The organism is Nocardia farcinica (assembly GCF_001182745.1).
In the GTDB taxonomy this organism is placed as follows: domain Bacteria; phylum Actinomycetota; class Actinomycetes; order Mycobacteriales; family Mycobacteriaceae; genus Nocardia; species Nocardia farcinica.
In genome coordinates this window covers 887,875-904,561 of the sequence record NZ_LN868938.1, presented here as the reverse complement: position 1 = coordinate 904,561, position 16,687 = coordinate 887,875, and the positions used below count along the sequence as shown (strand labels likewise).

The window sequence follows — 16,687 nt, the reverse complement described above, 5'->3', positions numbered from 1 at the left end:
TTCCCCGGTGCCGCCCAGGATCAGGACTCTCAGGGCTGGCCGCTGAAGTAGGCGATGCCGGAGTCGATCAGCGCCGGACCGCCCGCCACGAGCAGGCCGATGACGGCCCCGATGGCCGCGCCCGGGATGACGCCGACCACCAGGCCGAGCAACCCGATCAGGCCACCGATCACGGCGCCGACCGCCGCGCCGAGCGAGGCGCGCTGCAGTTCGGCGAAGAACCACTGCTGCGCGCTGATGTCCTTGACGGCGACGACCTCGGCCTGCGGGGTGAGCGTCAGGCTGCGGCCCGCGTCGTCGACCGCGGCGACCAGGCGCACCTCGGCGCCGTTGGCGGCATCGCGCGCGGCGAGCGGGATACGGGTGACGACCTCGCCCGCGTCGTTGGTCAGCGTGACCGCCGAGCCGTCGGCGTCGAGGCTGAACGCGCCGCCGGTGACGGTCGTGACGATGGCGTTGCCCGCCTCGGTGAGCGCGGCGGTGTAGTCGACGCCCTTGTCCACGCCGCGGGCGGCCGGCGGGGCCTGCTCCTGCGCGGCGGGCGGCACCGACGGATCGGCGTAGCTGGTGCCCGCGGTGACGCCGGTGGCGGCGACGGCGAGCAGCGCGGTGGCGGCGAACTTCTTGTACTTCATGAATCTCCCAAGATGACACGGAATTCCGATAACGATCGGATCACGCGTCCGACCCTACCGCCGCCGCGCCGGTGTTTCACGCTTTCACCACCGACCACTGCGCGACCGGCAGCTGCGGGCGCCAGGCGGTGAAACCGCCGAGCGGCTCGGCGCGATAGATCTGGAACTTGCGCAACGCACCGCCGCGGCGCGCGGCCGAATCGACCAGCAACGCCTCGGTTTCGGCGGTGACGGCGTTGGCGACGAGCCGGCCGCCGGGACGCAGCCGATCCCAGCAAGTATCGAGCAGACCGTCCTGGGTGAGGCCGCCGCCGACGAAGATCGCGTCGGGCGCCGCTCCGGGATCGGCGGCGAGTTCGGCCATCACCTCACCGCGCACCACCACCTGCGGCACGCCGAGGGCCTCGGCGTTGCGCCCGATCTGCTCGCGGCGGCGGTCCAGCCGTTCGAAGGTGACCGCCCGGCAGGCGGGGTGGGTGCGGCACCACTCGATCGCGATGCTGCCGGAGCCGCCGCCGATGTCCCACAACAGTTCCCCGGGGGCGGGTGCGAGGGCCGCGAGGGTGAGCGCGCGGACCTCGGCCTTCGTGAGCTGGCCGTCGCCGCCGAAACTCGCGTCGGGCAGGCCGGGCGTGCGGGTCAGCCGCACGGCGGCGGGGTCGGCGGCGCACTCGATCGCGACGATGTTGAGCGGATCGCCGCTGCGGCGCGGCCAGTCGGCCGCCGTGCCGGTGACGATGCGTTCGTCCGGGCCGCCGAGTTGTTCGAGCACGGTCAGCCGGGATCCGCCGAAACCGTTGGCGCGCAACAGATGCGCGAGCGCCGCCGGGGTCGTCTCGTCGGCGCTGAGCACCAGCAGGCGTCGCCCGTCGCTCAACTCCGGCAGCACACCCGCCTGCGGCCGCCCCACGACGCTCACCACCGGCACCTCGGCCAGCGGCCAGCCCAGGCGCGCGCACGCCAACGACGCCGACGACGGTTGCGGCAGCACCCGCAGCGCGTCGGCGCCGAACATCCGCGCCAACGTCACCCCGATGCCGAAGAACATCGGATCGCCGGAGGCCAGCACGCCCACCCGCCGGTCCGCACAGGCGAGCAACAGCTCACGCAGCGCGGGCAGCAGCGGCGCGGGCCAGGCCCGGCGCTGCGCCGGGCAGTCCACGGGCAGCAGGGCCAGCTGCCGGGCCGACCCGAACACGACCTCGGCCTCGGCGAGCGCGGCGCGCGCGGCCGCCCCGAGCCCGGCCCAGCCGTCCGCGCCGATCCCGACGACCGCGATGGGGCGTCCCGGCCACCCGCTCACCGCCGTCCGCTCCCCCCGCATCGGTCGAGCAGGCTCATCGCGGCATCCGCCGCCAGACGAACCGCGGCAGCAGCCGCATCCCGAAGAACACCGGCGCGAGCACCCGCGGCACCCACACCGTCTCCGCGCGCCGGCGCAGGCCGCGCTCGACCGCCTCGGCCACCTGATCGGGGGTGCTGGAGAACGGCGCCGGGTCCATGCCCTCGGTCATCCGGCCGATCACGAAACCGGGCCGCACCAGCAGCAGGTGCACGCCGCTGCCGTGCAGGGCGTCCCCGAGGCCGCAGGCGAAGCCGTCCAGGCCCGCCTTGGCCGAGCCGTAGACGTAGTTGGCGCGGCGCACCCGCACCCCCGCCACCGAGCTGAACACCACGATCTGCCCGCTGCCCTGAGCGCGCAGCAGGGTCGCGACGGTGGTGAGCACGCTGACCTGGGCGAGATAGTCGGTGTGCACGACCGCCAGCGCGTGCGCGGGGTCGTGTTCGGCGCGGGCCTGGTCGCCCAGGACACCGAAGGCCAGCACCACCACCCCGAGCGGGCCGTGTTCGGCGGCGATCTTCTCCAGCAGGGCCGGGTGGCTCGCGGTGTCGTCGGCATCGAATTCGACGGTGTGCACCGCGCCGGCCCCGGCCGCACGCACCGCGGCGCTCTCCTCGGCCAGCTCGCCGCTGCGCCGCGCCGCCAGAATCACCGTCCGCCCCGGGGCCAGCCGCTGCGCGATCCGCACACCCATCTCACTGCGTCCACCGAGCAGCAGCACCGCGCCCGCGTCGATCTCTCGCGATCCCATGCGGCCCAGTCTGTCATCCCGGCCACCCGCCGCCACCCGCGCACCGGCTACCGTCGACGGATGCCGACCACCACCGCCGAACTGACGCCCGCCGCCACCGCATTCGTCGCCGAGCGGCACCTGGCCACCCTCACCACGCTGCGGGCCGACGGCACCCCGCACGTGGTCGCCGTCGGATTCACCTGGGACCCCGAGGCCGGGATCGCCCGGATCATCACCAACGACGGCTCGGTGAAGGTGCGCAACGTGCGCCGCTCCGGCTACGCGGCCGTCAGCCAGGTCGACGGCGCGCGCTGGCTCACCCTCGAGGGCCCGGCCACCGTCCTGGACGACCCGGACAGCGTCGCCGACGCCGAACACCGCTACGCGGGCCGCTACCGGGTGCCGCGGGAGAACCCGACCCGCGTCGTCATCGCGATCCGGGTAGCCAAGGTGCTGTCGTCGAGCACGCTGCGCTGACACCGGGTCGCGGGTCCGCCCGGCCGAATCGATCCCCGCTCAGAGCACCGTGAGCCCGTGCGGGCGGTTGTTCATCGACTCGCAGCCGTCCTCGGTGACCACCACGATGTCCTCGATCCGGGCACCCCACTCCCCGCGGAAGTAGATGCCCGGTTCGATGCTGAACGCCATGCCCGGGCGCAGCGGCAGGTCGTTGCCCGCCACGATGTAGGGCTCCTCGTGCACCGACAGCCCGATGCCGTGCCCGGTGCGGTGCACGAACGCGTCACCGAAACCGGCCTCGGTCAACAGGTTCCGCGCGGCCGCGTCCACCGACTCGGCGGTGACGCCGGGCCGGACCGCGGCCACCGCCGCGGCCTGGGCACGCTCGAGCTCGGCGAACCGGGCCGCGATCTCGGAGGCGGGTTCGCCCATCGAATAGGTGCGGGTGCAGTCGGAGAAGTAGCCGGGCTCCACCGGGCCGCCGATATCGATCACCACCACGTCACCGCGCTCGATCCGCCGCTGGGACACCCCGTGGTGCGGGTCGGCGCCGTGCGGGCCGCTGCCGACGATGACGAAATCGGCCTCCAGATGCCCCTCCTCGACGAGCGCGGCCGCGATGTCGGCGCCCACCTCCGCCTCGGTGCGGCCGACCTGGAGGAACTCCCCCATCCTGGCGTGCACGCGGTCGATGGCGGCGCCCGCCCGGCGTAACGCCTCGATCTCGGCGGCGTCCTTGATCATCCGCAGCTCCCGCAGCACCGGCGTCGCCGAGACCGGCAGGCCGCTGAACGAGGCCGCCAGCGGGATCAGGTGCAGCGCGGGCATCGCGTCGGCCACCGCTACGCGGGACCCGGCGTGCAGGGTCGACCGCACCAGCTGATAGGGGTCCACACCATCGACCCAGTCCAGCACCCGCAGGCCCAGCTCGCCCACCGCCGAATCGGCCAGCGCGGCCAGCTCCAGCTTCGGGATCACCACCGACGGGGTGGCGCCGTCGGAGGTGATCACCAGGCAGGTCAGCCGTTCGAAGGACTGGGCGGCCGAACCGACGAGGTAGCGCAGATCGGGGCCGGGGGTGATGAGCAGGGCGTCGAGGTGCGCGGCGCGCATCGACTCCACGGCCCGCTCCAACCGGTCGGCGTAGACATCCGCGGCGAACCTGGCGTGCGTGTGCGAACTCATACCAGTCGACGTTACCCGCCGCGGCACCGATCGACCCGCCACGGCGAGTGGTGGATCCGGCGTCGGTGCCCGGCGGTAACCTCGGGCCGTGACCCCTGCTGCGACGACCCCCGCTGCGACAACGCCCGGCCCGCTGCTGTTGCTGGACGGCGCCAGTCTCTGGTTCCGCGCCTTCCACGCCATCCCGGACAAGCTCACCGCCCCCGACGGGCGGTCGGTCAACGCGGTGCGCGGCTTCACCGACATGGTCGCCTCGCTGATCACCCGATTCGGGCCGGGCAGGCTGGTCGTCGCGCTCGACCTGGACTGGCGGCCCGCCTTCCGGGTCGAGCTGGTGCCCTCCTACAAGACCCACCGCCTCGACCCCTCCGGCGACCCGACCGCCGAACTGGTGCCCGACCGGCTCACCCCCCAGGTGGACATGATCCTGGACGTGCTCGCCGCCGCGGGCATCGCCACCGGCGGCGCCGCCGGGCTCGAGGCCGACGACGTGCTCGGCACCCTCGCCGACCGGGAACGCGACGACGATGTGGTGGTCGTCAGCGGCGACCGCGACCTGCTGCAACTGGTCCGCGACGACCCCGCCCCGCCGGTGCGCGTGTTCTACGCCGGACGCGGCCTGGCCAAAGCCGAGCTGTTCGGCCCCGCCGAGGTGTCGGCCAAGTACGGTGTGCCGCTGGAGAACGCCGGCCCCGCCTACGCCGACATGGCGACCCTGCGCGGCGACGCCTCCGACGGGCTGCCCGGCGTGCCCGGGATCGGCGACAAGTCGGCGGCCACGCTGATCTCCCGCTTCGGGTCGCTGGAGGCGCTGTGCGCGGCCGTCGAGGACGCCGACGCCGACCTCGCTCCCGGCGTCCGCGCGAAACTCCGTGCCGCCGAGGACTATCTGAAAGCCGCCGCACCGGTGGTGCGCGTGGTGCGCGACGCCACCGTCGACCTGTCGCGTCCCGACACCCTGCCCACCGAGCCCGCCGACCGCGACCGCCTGCTCGACCTCGGCACGCGCTACAACGCCGAGAGCCCGGTCCAGCGGCTGATCAAGGCCATGGCCGCACCGCGGGGGTGAGACCGGGCGACACCGCGCGCACGACCGAGCCCGCGGACGCCTGATCGACCAGACCGTTCCGCGGGCTCGAATCCCCTGCCCCCGGCCGCTCGCGCGGCCGTCGGTGATCACTCAGTTGGGGCGGCCGACCTCGTAGGTGCCATCGTCCTTGGTGATCTTGATGTTGACCTTCTTCTGCTCGCCGCTGACCTTCAGGGTGCACTCGAAGGTCGCGTCGACCTCGACCTTCTGGCCGGACGGGCAGGAGACGTCGGAGACGTCGGTGATGCCGTAGGAGTCGGTGAGGACCTGCTTCACCCCGTCCTGGACGGCGGCCTGGTCCAGCTTGTCGGTGGCGGTGAGCAGCAGCACCAAGGCGACGATGCCGCCGAGCACCAGCACGCCGACCGCGGCCAGGCCGATGATCAGGCCCTTCTTGCCGCCACCCGAACGCGGCGGCTGCTGACCCGGCTGACCCCACTGCTGCTGCGGCTGCCCGGGCTGACCCCACTGCGGCGGCTGACCCGGCTGCCCCGGCGCAGGCTGACCCCACTGGGCCTGCGGCTGCCCCGGGGTCTGGCCCCACTGCTGCTGCGGCTGCGCGGGCTGACCCCACTGCTGCTGCGGCTGGCCCGGCGTCTGCGACCACTGCTGCTGGGCCTGCTGGTTCGGGTCACCCCACTGCTGGGTGGGCTGCGACGGAGGGTTCTGGCCACCCCACTGCTGGGTCGGGCCCGCGCCACCGGGTGCCTGCTGTCCGCCCCACACTTGGGTGGGATCGTTGCGTCCCTCCCCGGGGTCGTTCGGTCCGTACGGGCCGCTCATCTGATTGCCTCCACTCGCATCGTTATTCATACGGTAGCCCCCCGCCGGCGTCTCGTCGCACAGCACGACTCCTCCGCCTCGGTCGGTACGCGAAAGAAATCAAATCACAACCGAATCCGCTATGCGGCGTCCACCGCCACGACACCCCGCCGGATGGCACGCACCGCCTTGGCCGCCGTGCTCGCCACCTCGGTGTCGTCGGCGGTGCCCTGGATCTGGTCGAGCAGGTCGATCACCTGCCTGCACCAGCGCACGAAATCGCCCGCCGAGAGCGGCACGCCCTGATCGCCGCCGGCCAGCAACGCCTCGGCCAATCCGTCCCCGCGCGCCCACTTGTAGACGCCGGTGACGAAACCGAGGTCCGGCTCCCGGGTGGGCGGCAGCTTGTGCCTGGCCTCGTCGGTGCGCAGCTCGCTCCACACGTCCACGGTCGCGCCGACCGCCCGCCGCACCGGCGGTGTCGGACCCGCCGGGCCCAGATAGCCGCCCTCCTGGCGGGATTCGTACACCAGCACCGACACCACCCCGGCCAGCTCGGCCGGCCCGAGCCCGCGCCACACCCCGCGGCGCAGGCATTCGGCGACCACCAGGTCGCTCTCGGCGTAGATCCGGGCCAGCCTGCGCCCGTCGGCGGTCACCTCGCCCTCGTGCACGAAACCGCGCTCCTCCAGCAATCCGAGGATGCGGTCGAAGGTGCGCGCCAGCGAGTTGGTGGTGGCGGCGACCTTCTGGCGCATGGTCTCGGTCTCGCGCAGCATCCGGTTGTAGCGTTCGCCGACGCGGCTGAGCTGTTCGCGGTCGGGCCGCGCATGCGCCGGATGGGCGCGCAAGGTGCGGCGCAGGGTGGCCAGCTCGCGGTCCTCGGCGGCGTCGGAGTGCCTGCCCCGGCGCTGCCTGCCCGGCGCGGTGATCCCGGTGCTGCGCAGCGCCGAAGCCAGGTCGCGGCGGGCGCGCGCGGTGCGGTGGTCGACGCGCCGCGGCAGCCGCATGTGGCCCAGCGCCTCGGCGGGCACGGGGAAGTCCGCCACCGACACCCGCCCGGCCCACTTGTCCTCGGTGAGCACCAGCGGACGCGGATCGTGCGGGGTGGCGTCGGGTTCGAGGATCACCGCCAGGCCGGCACGGCGCCCCGACGGAATCGCGACCACGTCACCGCGCCGCAGCGTGGTCAGTGCCCGTACCGCGGCGCCGCGGCGGTCGGCCCGGCTCTGCTGCGCCAGCTGCCGCTCGCGCTGCTTGATGCGTTCGCGCAGCGCGATGTAGTCCAGGAAGCCGCCCTCGGCGCCGCCGAGCTGATCGCGCAACCTGGCCAGCTGTGCCTCGTTGCGCTCGATGCCACGCACCAGGCCCACCACCGAGCGGTCGGCCTGGAACTGCGCGAAGGAGCGCTCCAGCAGTGCCCGCGCCTCCGCCGCGCCCATCCGGTCGATGAGGTTGATCGACATGTTGTAGCCGGGCCGGAACGAACTGCGCAGCGGGTAGGTGCGGGTCGAGGCCAGACCGGCGACCGCGCTGGTGTCGACCTCCGGCTGCCACAGCACCACGGCGTGGCCCTCGACGTCGATCCCGCGCCGCCCGGCGCGTCCGGTGAGCTGGGTGTACTCCCCCGGGGTGAGTTCGGCGTGCGATTCGCCGTTGAACTTCACCAGCCGCTCGAGCACCACCGTGCGCGCGGGCATGTTGATGCCGAGCGCCAGCGTCTCGGTGGCGAAGACCGCGCGGACCAGCCCGCGCACGAACAACTCCTCGACGGTGTGCCGGAACGCGGGCAGCATGCCCGCGTGGTGGGCGGCCAGGCCGCGGTGCAGCGCCTCGCGCCACTCCCAGTAGCCGAGCACCTCCAGGTCGGACTTCGGCAGTTCGCCGGTGTGCTTCTCGATGATCGCGTCGATCTCGTCGGCGTCCTCGGGACGGCTCAGGTCCAGCCGCGACCGCAGGCACTGCGCCAACGCCCCGTCGCACCCCGCGCGGCTGAAGATGAACGTGATCGCCGGCAGCAGCCCTTCCTCGTCGAGCCGGGCCAGCACCTCCGGTCGCGGCAGCGGGCGGAAGTCGCGCCGCGGCCCGCCGCGACCGCGCGGACCGCCCCAGCCGTTGATCCGGTCGGCCTGCTCGCGGTGGCGGATGTAGCGCACCAGGTCCTCGTCCACGATCACCTTCTGATCACTGGACTTGGTGTCGAACAGGTCGAACATGCGCCGCCCGACCATCACGTGCTGCCACAGCGGCACCGGGCGCGTCTCGTCCACGACGACGGCGGTGTCACCGCGCACGGTCTCCATCCACGCGCCGAACTCCTCGGCGTTGCTGACCGTCGCCGACAGGCTGACCAGGCGCACGTCGGCGGGCAGGTGCAGGATGACCTCCTCCCACACCGCGCCACGGAATTGGTCGGCCAGGTAGTGCACCTCGTCCATCACCACGTAGGACAGCCCGCGCAACGCGTCCGAGGACGCGTAGAGCATGTTGCGCAGCACCTCGGTGGTCATCACCACCACCGGCGCGTCCGGGTTGATCGACTGGTCGCCGGTGAGCAGGCCGACGCTCGCACGCCCGTACCGGCGGGTGAGGTCGGCGAACTTCTGATTCGACAGGGCCTTGATCGGGGTGGTGTAGAAGCACTTGCCGCCGGACACCAGCGCCAGATGCACCGCGAACTCACCGACGACGGTCTTGCCCGCGCCGGTGGGCGCGCACACCAGCACGCCGTGCCCGGCCTCCAGCGCCTGACACGCTTCGCGCTGGAACGGGTCCAGATCGAACGACAGCTCCTGGGAGAACCTGGCCAGCTCGCCTGTGCGGGACCGGTTGATCGTCACCGTTCAGAGCGTATCGGAGTAGTCCGACACCGGTCGTGCCGATTTTCCGGCCGGCTCGCCGAAGGCAGCGGCCGGGTCGATCGGCTCGGGCTGCTCGATCGGTGACGCCTCGTCGTCGGCCAGCGCCGCCATCGCCGCCTTGCGCGCGCGGCGCCGGTCGGTGAGCCGCGCGATCTGCACCGCCACCTCGAACAGGATGGTCAGCGCGAACGCCAGTGCCAGCATCGAGAACGGGTCCTGCGGGGTCACCACCGCGGCGAAGCAGAACAGGCCGAAGATGATGCCGCGCCGCCAGGCCTTGAGCTTGTCGTAGGTGAGCACGCCGACGGCGTTGAGCCCGATGATCAACAGCGGCGTCTCGAAGCTGACGCCGAAGATGATCAGCAGCTGGATGATGAAGCCGAAGTACTGCGCACCGCTCAGCGCGGTGATCTGCGCGTTGTTGCCGATCTCGAGCAGAAAGCTCAACGCGTGCGCGACGACCACGTACGCCAGCACCGCACCGGCGGTGAACAGCACACTGCCCGCGGTGACGAAGCTGATCGCGTACTTGCGTTCCTTGGCGTAGAGGCCGGGGGTGATGAACGCCCACAGCTGGTACAGCCAGATCGGCGTGGCCAGCACGACACCGGCGGTGAAGCCGACCTTGAGGCGCAGCATGAACTGCTCGAACGGGGCGGTCGCCAGCAGGCGGCAGGCACCGTCGGGGGTCAGCGTCGCGCGTGCCTCCGGCGGCAGGGAACAGTACGGACCGATCAGCATGTCGCCGAGGCTCGGAATCGGCCCGAGGGTGTGCGCGTACCAGAAGAAGCCGAAGATCGTGGTCAGCAGCACGGCCGCGATCGACTTCAGCAGCCTGCTGCGCAACTCCTGCAGGTGTTCGACCAACGACATGGTGCCGTCGGGATTCGTCCTGCGCCTGCTGCGCCGAGGATCGAACGGGATTCGCATCGAAGTGGTTGCCCCTGTGCTCGAGCGCCGCGGGTGGGCGAACGCCTGTTTCTACCGCCGAACAGCACTGACCGGGGTGAGCGGCGGCTCACCCCGGTGGGAGCATTCGACTCAGGCCGACTTCTGCTCGGCCTGGTTGACCGGCTGGGCCGGGGCCTGCGCGGGCTGCGCCGGCGGCAACTGCTGCGCGGGCTGCTGCACCGGCGCGGCATTCGCCTGCGGGGTCTCGTGCTGCATCTGGTTGACCTCGCTCTTGAAGATCCGCAGCGAGCGCCCGAGCCCACGGGCCGCGTCCGGCAGCCGCTTGGCACCGAAGAGCACCACGAACAGCAGCGCGATGATCAGCAGGTGCGTCCAGCTGAACGTGCCTGACATCTGTACCTCCCAAGACTGTGGTGGTTCCGATGCTACCGGACCCCGACGTGGCCGAACGGCGGCTCCGGGGCCACTGCGAACACTCACGGTGAGTTCACCGAGACTTCACTGTCGCGTGGTCGATCCGGCCGCTCGCAGCTCGGCCAGCAACTCCCCGGACGGCCAGTCCCGTCGGCCGCCCTGCTCGGCCGCGACGATCAGCTGGATCAGCCGTTCGTTGACCGGCGCCCGCACCCCGACCATCGCACCGAGATCCACGATTTCGCCACACAACCAGGTGATTTCGGTGCGCCGTCCGGCCGCGAGGTCGTCGGCCATCGAGGAGCGCGCGTGCGGATCGATGGCCAGTACCCGGCCCGCGACCGCCCGGAACAGCCACGTCGGCACGGTGAGCAACCGCGCCATCAGCGCCGGTGGCAGCGGGGTGAGCCGCGCCGGACTCATCCGTGCGCGCTTCATCACAGTCAGCGCCTCGCGCTGGGCCAGCGCCAGGCAGCGGCGGTAGTCCCGGTCGGCGAGTTCCTCGCGCAACGTGCGCCCGGACAGCGCGTTGACCGGGTTGTTCAGGTTCAGCAGCAGTTTGGCCCACTGCACCGGGCGCAGGTCGGCGTGCCTGCGCAACGGCAGTCCGGCGCGATCGAACAGCGCGAGGTGGTCGGCCAGCGCCGGATCGTCCTGCACGGCCAGCCCGCCCTCGGTGCCGCGATGGAACCGGCCGGGCCCGTGCCGCACCACGTTGAACATCACCATGCCCGCCAGCACCACACACGACGGCAGGATCTCCCGGATCACGGTGTCGTTGCCGATGCCGTTCTGCAGGCTCAGCACCACGGTGCCCGGCCGGATCTTGTCCGCCAGCGCCCTGGCCGCGTCGGCCGTGGCCCCGGACTTCACCGTCACCAGCACCAGATCGGCGCAGCCCACGTCGTCCGGTTCGGTCGCCACCCGGAACCGGTCCGGCGTCACGTCCTGCGCGCCGCCGTCGAGGTCGGTCAGGTGCAGTCCGGCGGCGGTGATCTCCTCGATCAACCACGGCCTGCCCACGAAGGTCACCTCGGCGCCGGCGGCGGCGAGCTTGCCGCCGACGAACACGCCCACGCTGCCCGCCCCGAACACCAGCACCCGCCGGGTCGGCTCCTCCGTCTCGCTCACACCACGTCCGTTTCCGCGAGACCCGCGTCCCGATAGGCGGCGAGCGCGGCCTCGGACCGCTCGCGCACCGCGGCCACCAGCTCCGGCGGCCCGAGCACCCGCACACCGGACCCGAAACCGAGCAGCAGCCGGGCCATCCAGTCCAGCGTGGCGAACCGCATGGTCGCCTCGATGCCGCCGTCCGGGCGCGCGGCCACCTTGTGCATCGGGTACTGGTCGAGCAACCAGCCGTGGTCGGCCCGGATGAGCAGGCGCGCCAGCGGAACGGCCGGGTCGTCCTGGAACAGGTCGAGGGCGGCCTCGGTGGAGACATCGCGCGGGGGCCGCGCCGGTTCGTCGAGCTCGGTGGCCGCCTCGATCCGGTCGAAGCGGAACAGGCGCACCGCCTCGGCGTCGCGGCACCAGGCCTGCAGGTAGCTGTTGTCGTCGACGAGCAGGATGCGGATCGGGTCCACCACCCGCTCGGAGACCTCGTCGCGGCTGGCCGAGTAGTAGACCAGCCGCAGCGCGTGCGCGCGGGCCAGCGCCGAACGCACCGTCGTCACCGCGGGCGCCTCCACCGGCGCGCTCGGCGCCGCCGCCACCGGCGCCGCGTCGGGGGCGCCACCCGCGATGGCCGACTCGATCTTGGCGATCGCGGCGTGCGCGGCGGTCGGGTCGACCATGCCGGGCATCTCCACGATCGAGCGCAACGCCACCAGCAGCGCGGTCGCCTCGGTGGAGGTCAGCCGCAGCGGGCGGTCGATGCCCGCGGAGAAGGTGACCTCGATGCTCTCCTCGGAGAAGGACAGGTCGATCAGGTCTCCGGGCCCGTACCCGGGCAGCCCGCACATCCACAGCTGGTTCAGGTCGCTCATCAGCTGCTTGGTGCTCACGCCCAGGTCGGCGGCGGCCTCGGCGGCGCTGATACCCGGGTTGGCGATGAAGTACGGGATCATGTTGAGCAGCCGCGAGAGCCGCACCGACAGTCTGCTACCGCTCATGGCGTCCCTTCCAGGTCATGCCGGCGCCTCGGTGGTCTCGGCGACCGCCCGCAGCCGGGCCATCACGTCGGCGCGCAGATCCGCGGGGGCGAGCACCAGAGCGTCCTGGCCGAGGCCGGTCACCAGGCGGGCGATCCAGTCCCGCGAGCGCACCGGCACCTCGAGCACGACGCCGGGACGCCCGGCCACCACGCGGGATTCCCGCACGGTGCCGAGCCTGCGGATGTCCCGGCCGCGCCCGTCGGCGACCCAGACGGTCGCCGTGCCGGTGACCGGGCTGGTGCTGGTCACCCGCGCGACGATGGCGCGCAGGTCCACGCCCTCCGGCTTGTGCACGGCGTTGCGCGGGCCGTACGGGGTCACGTCGTCGGCGATGCGGGAGAGCCGGAAGCTGCGCACCGCGTCGCGGTCGCGATCGTGCCCGACCAGATACCACCGCCCGCGATGGGTCACCACGCCCCACGGCTCCACATCGCGCATCCGGAACGGCTCGTTCGCCGCGCCGCGATGCTCGAAGCGCACCGCCTGCCCGGCGTCGATCGCCGCCAGGAGTTTGCCGAGCACCGGTTCGGAACCGCGGGTGCGCGCCGGAACCGCGGGCACCGATGCCACCGGCGCCTCGGTTTCGACATGGATGCCCGCCGCCCGCAACTTCAGCACCGCGCCCTCGGCGGCGGCCGCCAGCTCCGGCGACTCCCACAACTGCACCGCCACCGCCACCGCGGCGGCCTCCTCGTCGGTGAGGTCGATGTCGGGCAGCGCGTAGGCGTCGGGGTTGATGCGGTAGCCCTCGACCGTGGAGAACCGGCTGACCGGGCCGACCTCGAGCGGAATGCCCAGGTCGCGCAGCTCGTTCTTGTCGCGCTCGAACATGCGGCTGAACGCTTCGTCGCTGGCGGAGTCCTCGTAGCCCGCGACACTCTCCCGGATCCGCTCGGCGGTCAGGAACTGACGGGTCGACAGCAGCGCGATGACCAGATTCATCAGCCGCTCGACCTTGGATATCGCCACGCGATAGAGGGTAATCCGCCTGCCCGGCGGTGTGCGCGGCGGCGCGCGATTGCCCGGTCACTTGCCCAGCTTTTGCCCGCCCGGCGGCGACATCGGGTGCGCGAGAATGGGCGGATGATCGTTGCCTTCTCCGTCACCCCGCTCGGCACCGGCGTCGAGGTCGGCAAGGCCGTGGCCGAGGCCGTGCGCGTGGTGCGCGCCAGCGGCCTGCCCAACCGCACCGACGCCATGTTCACCACCCTCGAGGGCGAATGGGACGAGGTGATGCGCGTCGTCAAAGAGGCCACCGACGCCATCCTCGCCGTCGCCCCCCGCTGCAGCCTCGTGCTCAAGGCCGACATCCGCCCCGGCGTCACCGACGCGATGACGGCCAAGGTCGCCACCATCGAACGCCACCTCGCCGAGGACTAGCCGCCGCGCACCGCCCGAGCGCCGCGGCGGCGGGTGCCCCCGCGGCCGGCTCGGTCAGGAGATCCGCCGGCTCCAGAACGGGTCGTCGGCCCAGTCGACCGGAACACCCATGCCGCGCAGATTCATCGGCGGCCTCGCGCCGAGCAGCCGGTGGAGCCTGCGTGCCCACCCACTGCGCGGGGAAACCGACTCGCGGACCGAGTGCGACGCGTCGATGTACCAGTGCGAGTCGCCGTAGGTCGTCGACATGTGGTCGGTCAACGCCGCGCGAACCGCGACCTCGACCCGCTCGAGCGCATCCATGACCAGCAGACGCAGCGCCCGGTCGAAGACGTAGAGGTCCACGACATCGTCGAAGCCCGTTCCGGAACGGAAGAGGTGGTCGGGCCCGCCCCGCTGGAACGGAATCGTGTACGGGGAAAGCCGGTAGTAGCCGATGTGCCGCAAGTACCGCCGCGCCCGATCCCGATCGGGTACGGCGAGCCCGCGGTCGACGAGGCGGTCCACGAGGTCGTCGAGACCCAGCGGCGGCTTCTCGAAACGTAGTGATCCGCGCGGCCGCAGCGGACGAGCCATCGGCGCTTCTCCTGCTCCAGGACAGAGAAAATCCCCCAAGTGCGCATCGTCGAGAGGCGTGGGGGATGTAGTGCGACCAGACTGGCACGACGCACGGCTTCTGCGATGACGCGCTCGACGATCTCTCACCGCGAGCGATTCGCGTTCCGGCCGGCCGCACCCGCGCTCGCGGTGATTTCGGCGCGCACCGGGTCCCGATTCAACACGTCCGGCGCAACCGCCGTCCGCACCGATGAGCGACACCCCGGTCCACCTGCCGCTAGCGGTCCTCGGCGAGTTCGGTCTGCTGGTAGGCGGCCAGTCGCCAGCCGTCGGCCGTGCGGCGGTAGACGCTGGTCATCCAGCCACGGAAGGCGGGCTCGGCGGCGTCGCGGTAGCCGATGCCCAGATAGACCAGCACCGCGCTCTCGGAACCGGCGTCGATCACGCGCGGCTCCTGGATCTCGTAGGTGCGCCAGGGCGGGGCGTGCTCGAGCGCGGCGACCACGCCGTCGCGATCGAGGATCATCCCGTTGGCCAGCACCATCACCGCGTCGTCGGTCATCACCGCGCCGTAGAAGCGGGCGCCCGTACTCGCGCACAGCGCATCCCACCCGGCGCGTTCGACCGCGAGCAGCTCGTCGAGAACGTCCGTGTCGGTCATGCCCGCAGAGTATCCACGCGCGTCCCGCTCACGCGTCACATCGAGGCGATCAGCCGGTCCACCCGCTCGTCGACCGAGCGGAACGGATCCTTGCACAGCACGGTGCGCTGGGCCTGATCGTTCAGCTTGAGGTGCACCCAGTCGACGGTGAAGTCGCGGCCCGCCTCCTGCGCGGCGGTGATGAAGTCACCGCGCAGCTTGGCCCTGGTCGTCTGGGGCGGGGTGTCCACGGCCGCGTCGACCGCCTCGTCCTCGGTGATCCGCTTGGCCAGGCCCTTGCGCTGCAGCAGGTCGAACACGCCGCGACCGCGCTTGATGTCGTGGTAGGCCAGGTCCAGCTGGGCGATCTTGGGATCGGACAGCTCCATGTCGTAGCGGTCCTGGTAGCGCTGGAACAGCTTGCGCTTGATCACCCAGTCGATCTCGGTGTCGACCTTGGCGAAGTCCTGCGCCTCCACCGCGTCCAAGGCGCGCCCCCACAGGTCGACGACCTGGTCGATCTGCGGATCGCGGTCGCGGTTGCGCAGGTGCTCGACGGCGCGCGCGTAGTACTCGCGCTGGATGTCGAGGGCGCTGGCCTGGCGGCCGCCCGCCAACCGCACCGGGCGGCGGCCGGTGAGGTCGTGGCTGACCTCGCGGATGGCGCGGATCGGGTTGTCGAGGGCGAAGTCGCGGAAGGCCACGCCCGCCTCGATCATCTCCAGCACCAGCGCCGCCGTGCCCACCTTGAGCATGGTGGTGGTCTCGGACATGTTGGAGTCGCCGACGATGACGTGCAGGCGCCGGTACTTCTCGGCGTCGGCGTGCGGCTCGTCGCGGGTGTTGATGATCGGGCGCGAGCGGGTGGTCGCCGAGGAGACGCCCTCCCAGATGTGCTCGGCGCGCTGCGACAGGCAGAACGTGGCCGCCTTCGGGGTCTGCAACACCTTTCCCGCGCCGCAGATCAGCTGGCGGGTGACCAGGAACGGCAGCAGCACGTCGGAGATCCGGGAGAACTCGCCGGCCCGCACCACCAGGAAGTTCTCGTGGCAGCCGTAGGAGTTGCCCGCCGAGTCGGTGTTGTTCTTGAACAGGTAGATGTCGCCGCCGATACCCTCCTCGGCCAGCCGCTGCTCGGCGTCGATGAGCAGCTCCTCGAGCACCCGCTCACCGGCGCGATCGTGGGTGACCAGCTGGTGCAGGCTGTCGCACTCGGCGGTGGCGTACTCGGGATGCGAGCCGACGTCGAGGTAGAGGCGAGCACCGTTGCGGAGGAACACGTTCGAGCTACGGCCCCAGGACACCACCCGGCGGAACAGGTACCGGGCAACTTCGTCGGGGGACAGCCGACGGTGACCGTGGAAGGTGCATGTCACACCGAACTCGGTCTCGATCCCCATGATTCGTCGCTGCACATCTTCGACATTACAGCCATGTCGGGCCCCGGCGGGGCGGTGCGGACAACAGCACCGCATACGGCTTGGCAACGATTCGGGGTGGTTTGCCCGGTTCACCGGCCGCGCACACGGCTCGGGCCCGCGCGCGAACCAGTGTTCGCGC

General features: G+C 71.9%; 17 protein-coding genes. 3 read left to right on the top strand and 14 right to left on the bottom strand.

What is annotated here, in order from left to right:
• Window positions 1–29 precede the first annotated feature (29 nt).
• From AMO33_RS04455 to AMO33_RS04445, 3 genes are all read right to left on the bottom strand, one after another.
• Window positions 30–635, bottom strand: coding sequence for a hypothetical protein (locus AMO33_RS04455; protein ID WP_011209687.1), 606 nt, complete (start codon window positions 633–635; stop codon window positions 30–32).
• Between the two features lie 76 nt (window positions 636–711).
• Window positions 712–1,959: a bifunctional cobalt-precorrin-7 (C(5))-methyltransferase/cobalt-precorrin-6B (C(15))-methyltransferase gene (locus AMO33_RS04450; RefSeq protein WP_011209688.1), complete on the bottom strand. Its 1,248-nt coding sequence runs from the start codon at window positions 1,957–1,959 to the stop codon at window positions 712–714.
• A gap of 13 nt (window positions 1,960–1,972) precedes the next feature.
• Window positions 1,973–2,728, bottom strand: coding sequence for an SDR family NAD(P)-dependent oxidoreductase (locus tag AMO33_RS04445; protein WP_011209689.1), 756 nt, complete (start codon window positions 2,726–2,728; stop codon window positions 1,973–1,975).
• A 60-nt stretch (window positions 2,729–2,788) separates the two neighbouring features.
• On the opposite strand from AMO33_RS04445, the gene AMO33_RS04440 reads away from it, so the two are divergent.
• Window positions 2,789–3,187, top strand: a complete 399-nt coding sequence (locus tag AMO33_RS04440; RefSeq protein ID WP_011209690.1) for a PPOX class F420-dependent oxidoreductase — start codon at window positions 2,789–2,791, stop codon at window positions 3,185–3,187.
• 39 nt (window positions 3,188–3,226) lie between these two features.
• On the opposite strand, the gene AMO33_RS04435 is transcribed toward AMO33_RS04440, so the two are convergent.
• Window positions 3,227–4,354, bottom strand: coding sequence for a M24 family metallopeptidase (locus AMO33_RS04435; RefSeq protein ID WP_060590701.1), 1,128 nt, complete (start codon window positions 4,352–4,354; stop codon window positions 3,227–3,229).
• Window positions 4,355–4,442: 88 nt separating this feature from the next.
• Between AMO33_RS04435 and AMO33_RS04430 the strand changes: the two genes are divergently transcribed.
• Window positions 4,443–5,423 carry a 5'-3' exonuclease gene (locus AMO33_RS04430; RefSeq protein ID WP_060590699.1) on the top strand — a complete coding sequence of 327 codons (981 nt, stop codon included), beginning with the start codon at window positions 4,443–4,445 and terminating at the stop codon, window positions 5,421–5,423.
• A gap of 111 nt (window positions 5,424–5,534) precedes the next feature.
• Here the strand turns inward: AMO33_RS04430 and AMO33_RS04425 are convergent, their stop codons facing one another.
• The 7 genes from AMO33_RS04425 to AMO33_RS04395 all read right to left on the bottom strand — a co-directional run bounded on the left by AMO33_RS04425 (window position 5,535) and on the right by AMO33_RS04395 (window position 13,518).
• A complete protein-coding gene (locus AMO33_RS04425; RefSeq protein WP_060590696.1) occupies window positions 5,535–6,227 on the bottom strand; it encodes a DUF4333 domain-containing protein in 693 nt (230 codons plus the stop codon).
• A gap of 119 nt (window positions 6,228–6,346) precedes the next feature.
• Window positions 6,347–9,046 (bottom strand): DEAD/DEAH box helicase, encoded by a 2,700-nt coding sequence (locus AMO33_RS04420; RefSeq protein ID WP_060590693.1) that lies wholly within the window; start codon window positions 9,044–9,046, stop codon window positions 6,347–6,349.
• 3 nt (window positions 9,047–9,049) lie between these two features.
• Window positions 9,050–9,997 carry a twin-arginine translocase subunit TatC gene (tatC, locus tag AMO33_RS04415; RefSeq protein ID WP_060590691.1) on the bottom strand — a complete coding sequence of 316 codons (948 nt, stop codon included), beginning with the start codon at window positions 9,995–9,997 and terminating at the stop codon, window positions 9,050–9,052.
• 111 nt (window positions 9,998–10,108) lie between these two features.
• Entirely contained in the window at window positions 10,109–10,372 is a 264-nt protein-coding gene (gene tatA / locus AMO33_RS04410; protein WP_011209696.1) for a Sec-independent protein translocase subunit TatA, read from the bottom strand.
• Between the two features lie 105 nt (window positions 10,373–10,477).
• Window positions 10,478–11,524, bottom strand: coding sequence for a 2-dehydropantoate 2-reductase (locus AMO33_RS04405; RefSeq protein WP_060590689.1), 1,047 nt, complete (start codon window positions 11,522–11,524; stop codon window positions 10,478–10,480).
• A complete protein-coding gene (locus AMO33_RS04400) occupies window positions 11,521–12,507 on the bottom strand; it encodes a helix-turn-helix transcriptional regulator (RefSeq protein WP_060590687.1) in 987 nt (328 codons plus the stop codon). The genes AMO33_RS04405 and AMO33_RS04400 overlap by 4 nt, the downstream gene beginning before the upstream one ends.
• A gap of 15 nt (window positions 12,508–12,522) precedes the next feature.
• Window positions 12,523–13,518, bottom strand: a complete 996-nt coding sequence (locus tag AMO33_RS04395) for a helix-turn-helix transcriptional regulator (protein ID WP_011209699.1) — start codon at window positions 13,516–13,518, stop codon at window positions 12,523–12,525.
• A gap of 114 nt (window positions 13,519–13,632) precedes the next feature.
• On the opposite strand from AMO33_RS04395, the gene AMO33_RS04390 reads away from it, so the two are divergent.
• Window positions 13,633–13,929, top strand: a complete 297-nt coding sequence (locus AMO33_RS04390; protein WP_011209700.1) for an MTH1187 family thiamine-binding protein — start codon at window positions 13,633–13,635, stop codon at window positions 13,927–13,929.
• A 54-nt stretch (window positions 13,930–13,983) separates the two neighbouring features.
• On the opposite strand, the gene AMO33_RS04385 is transcribed toward AMO33_RS04390, so the two are convergent.
• From AMO33_RS04385 to pafA, 3 genes are all read right to left on the bottom strand, one after another.
• The gene (locus tag AMO33_RS04385) at window positions 13,984–14,505 is read right to left on the bottom strand and encodes an Abi family protein (RefSeq protein ID WP_060590685.1); all 522 of its coding nucleotides are present in this window, start codon (window positions 14,503–14,505) and stop codon (window positions 13,984–13,986) included.
• A 259-nt stretch (window positions 14,506–14,764) separates the two neighbouring features.
• Window positions 14,765–15,148 (bottom strand): nuclear transport factor 2 family protein, encoded by a 384-nt coding sequence (locus AMO33_RS04380; RefSeq protein ID WP_060590683.1) that lies wholly within the window; start codon window positions 15,146–15,148, stop codon window positions 14,765–14,767.
• Window positions 15,149–15,183: 35 nt separating this feature from the next.
• Complete coding sequence (gene pafA, locus AMO33_RS04375) at window positions 15,184–16,542, bottom strand: Pup--protein ligase (RefSeq protein WP_086842913.1); 1,359 nt, start codon at window positions 16,540–16,542, stop codon at window positions 15,184–15,186.
• Window positions 16,543–16,687: the final 145 nt, after the last annotated feature.

Excerpts from the sequence above, each read along its gene's own strand:
- AMO33_RS04455 (WP_011209687.1), bottom strand. The coding sequence starts at position 635 with ATGAAGTACAAGAAGTTCGCCGCCACCGCGCTGCTCGCCGTCGCCGCC.
- AMO33_RS04450 (WP_011209688.1), bottom strand. The coding sequence starts at position 1,959 with ATGCGGGGGGAGCGGACGGCGGTGAGCGGGTGGCCGGGACGCCCCATC.
- AMO33_RS04445 (WP_011209689.1), bottom strand. The coding sequence starts at position 2,728 with ATGGGATCGCGAGAGATCGACGCGGGCGCGGTGCTGCTGCTCGGTGGA.
- AMO33_RS04440 (WP_011209690.1), top strand. The coding sequence starts at position 2,789 with ATGCCGACCACCACCGCCGAACTGACGCCCGCCGCCACCGCATTCGTC.
- AMO33_RS04435 (WP_060590701.1), bottom strand. The coding sequence starts at position 4,354 with ATGAGTTCGCACACGCACGCCAGGTTCGCCGCGGATGTCTACGCCGAC.
- AMO33_RS04425 (WP_060590696.1), bottom strand. The coding sequence starts at position 6,227 with ATGAGCGGCCCGTACGGACCGAACGACCCCGGGGAGGGACGCAACGAT.
- tatC (WP_060590691.1), bottom strand. The coding sequence starts at position 9,997 with ATGCGAATCCCGTTCGATCCTCGGCGCAGCAGGCGCAGGACGAATCCC.
- tatA (WP_011209696.1), bottom strand. The coding sequence starts at position 10,372 with ATGTCAGGCACGTTCAGCTGGACGCACCTGCTGATCATCGCGCTGCTG.
- AMO33_RS04400 (WP_060590687.1), bottom strand. The coding sequence starts at position 12,507 with ATGAGCGGTAGCAGACTGTCGGTGCGGCTCTCGCGGCTGCTCAACATG.
- AMO33_RS04390 (WP_011209700.1), top strand. The coding sequence starts at position 13,633 with ATGATCGTTGCCTTCTCCGTCACCCCGCTCGGCACCGGCGTCGAGGTC.
- AMO33_RS04385 (WP_060590685.1), bottom strand. The coding sequence starts at position 14,505 with ATGGCTCGTCCGCTGCGGCCGCGCGGATCACTACGTTTCGAGAAGCCG.
- AMO33_RS04380 (WP_060590683.1), bottom strand. The coding sequence starts at position 15,148 with ATGACCGACACGGACGTTCTCGACGAGCTGCTCGCGGTCGAACGCGCC.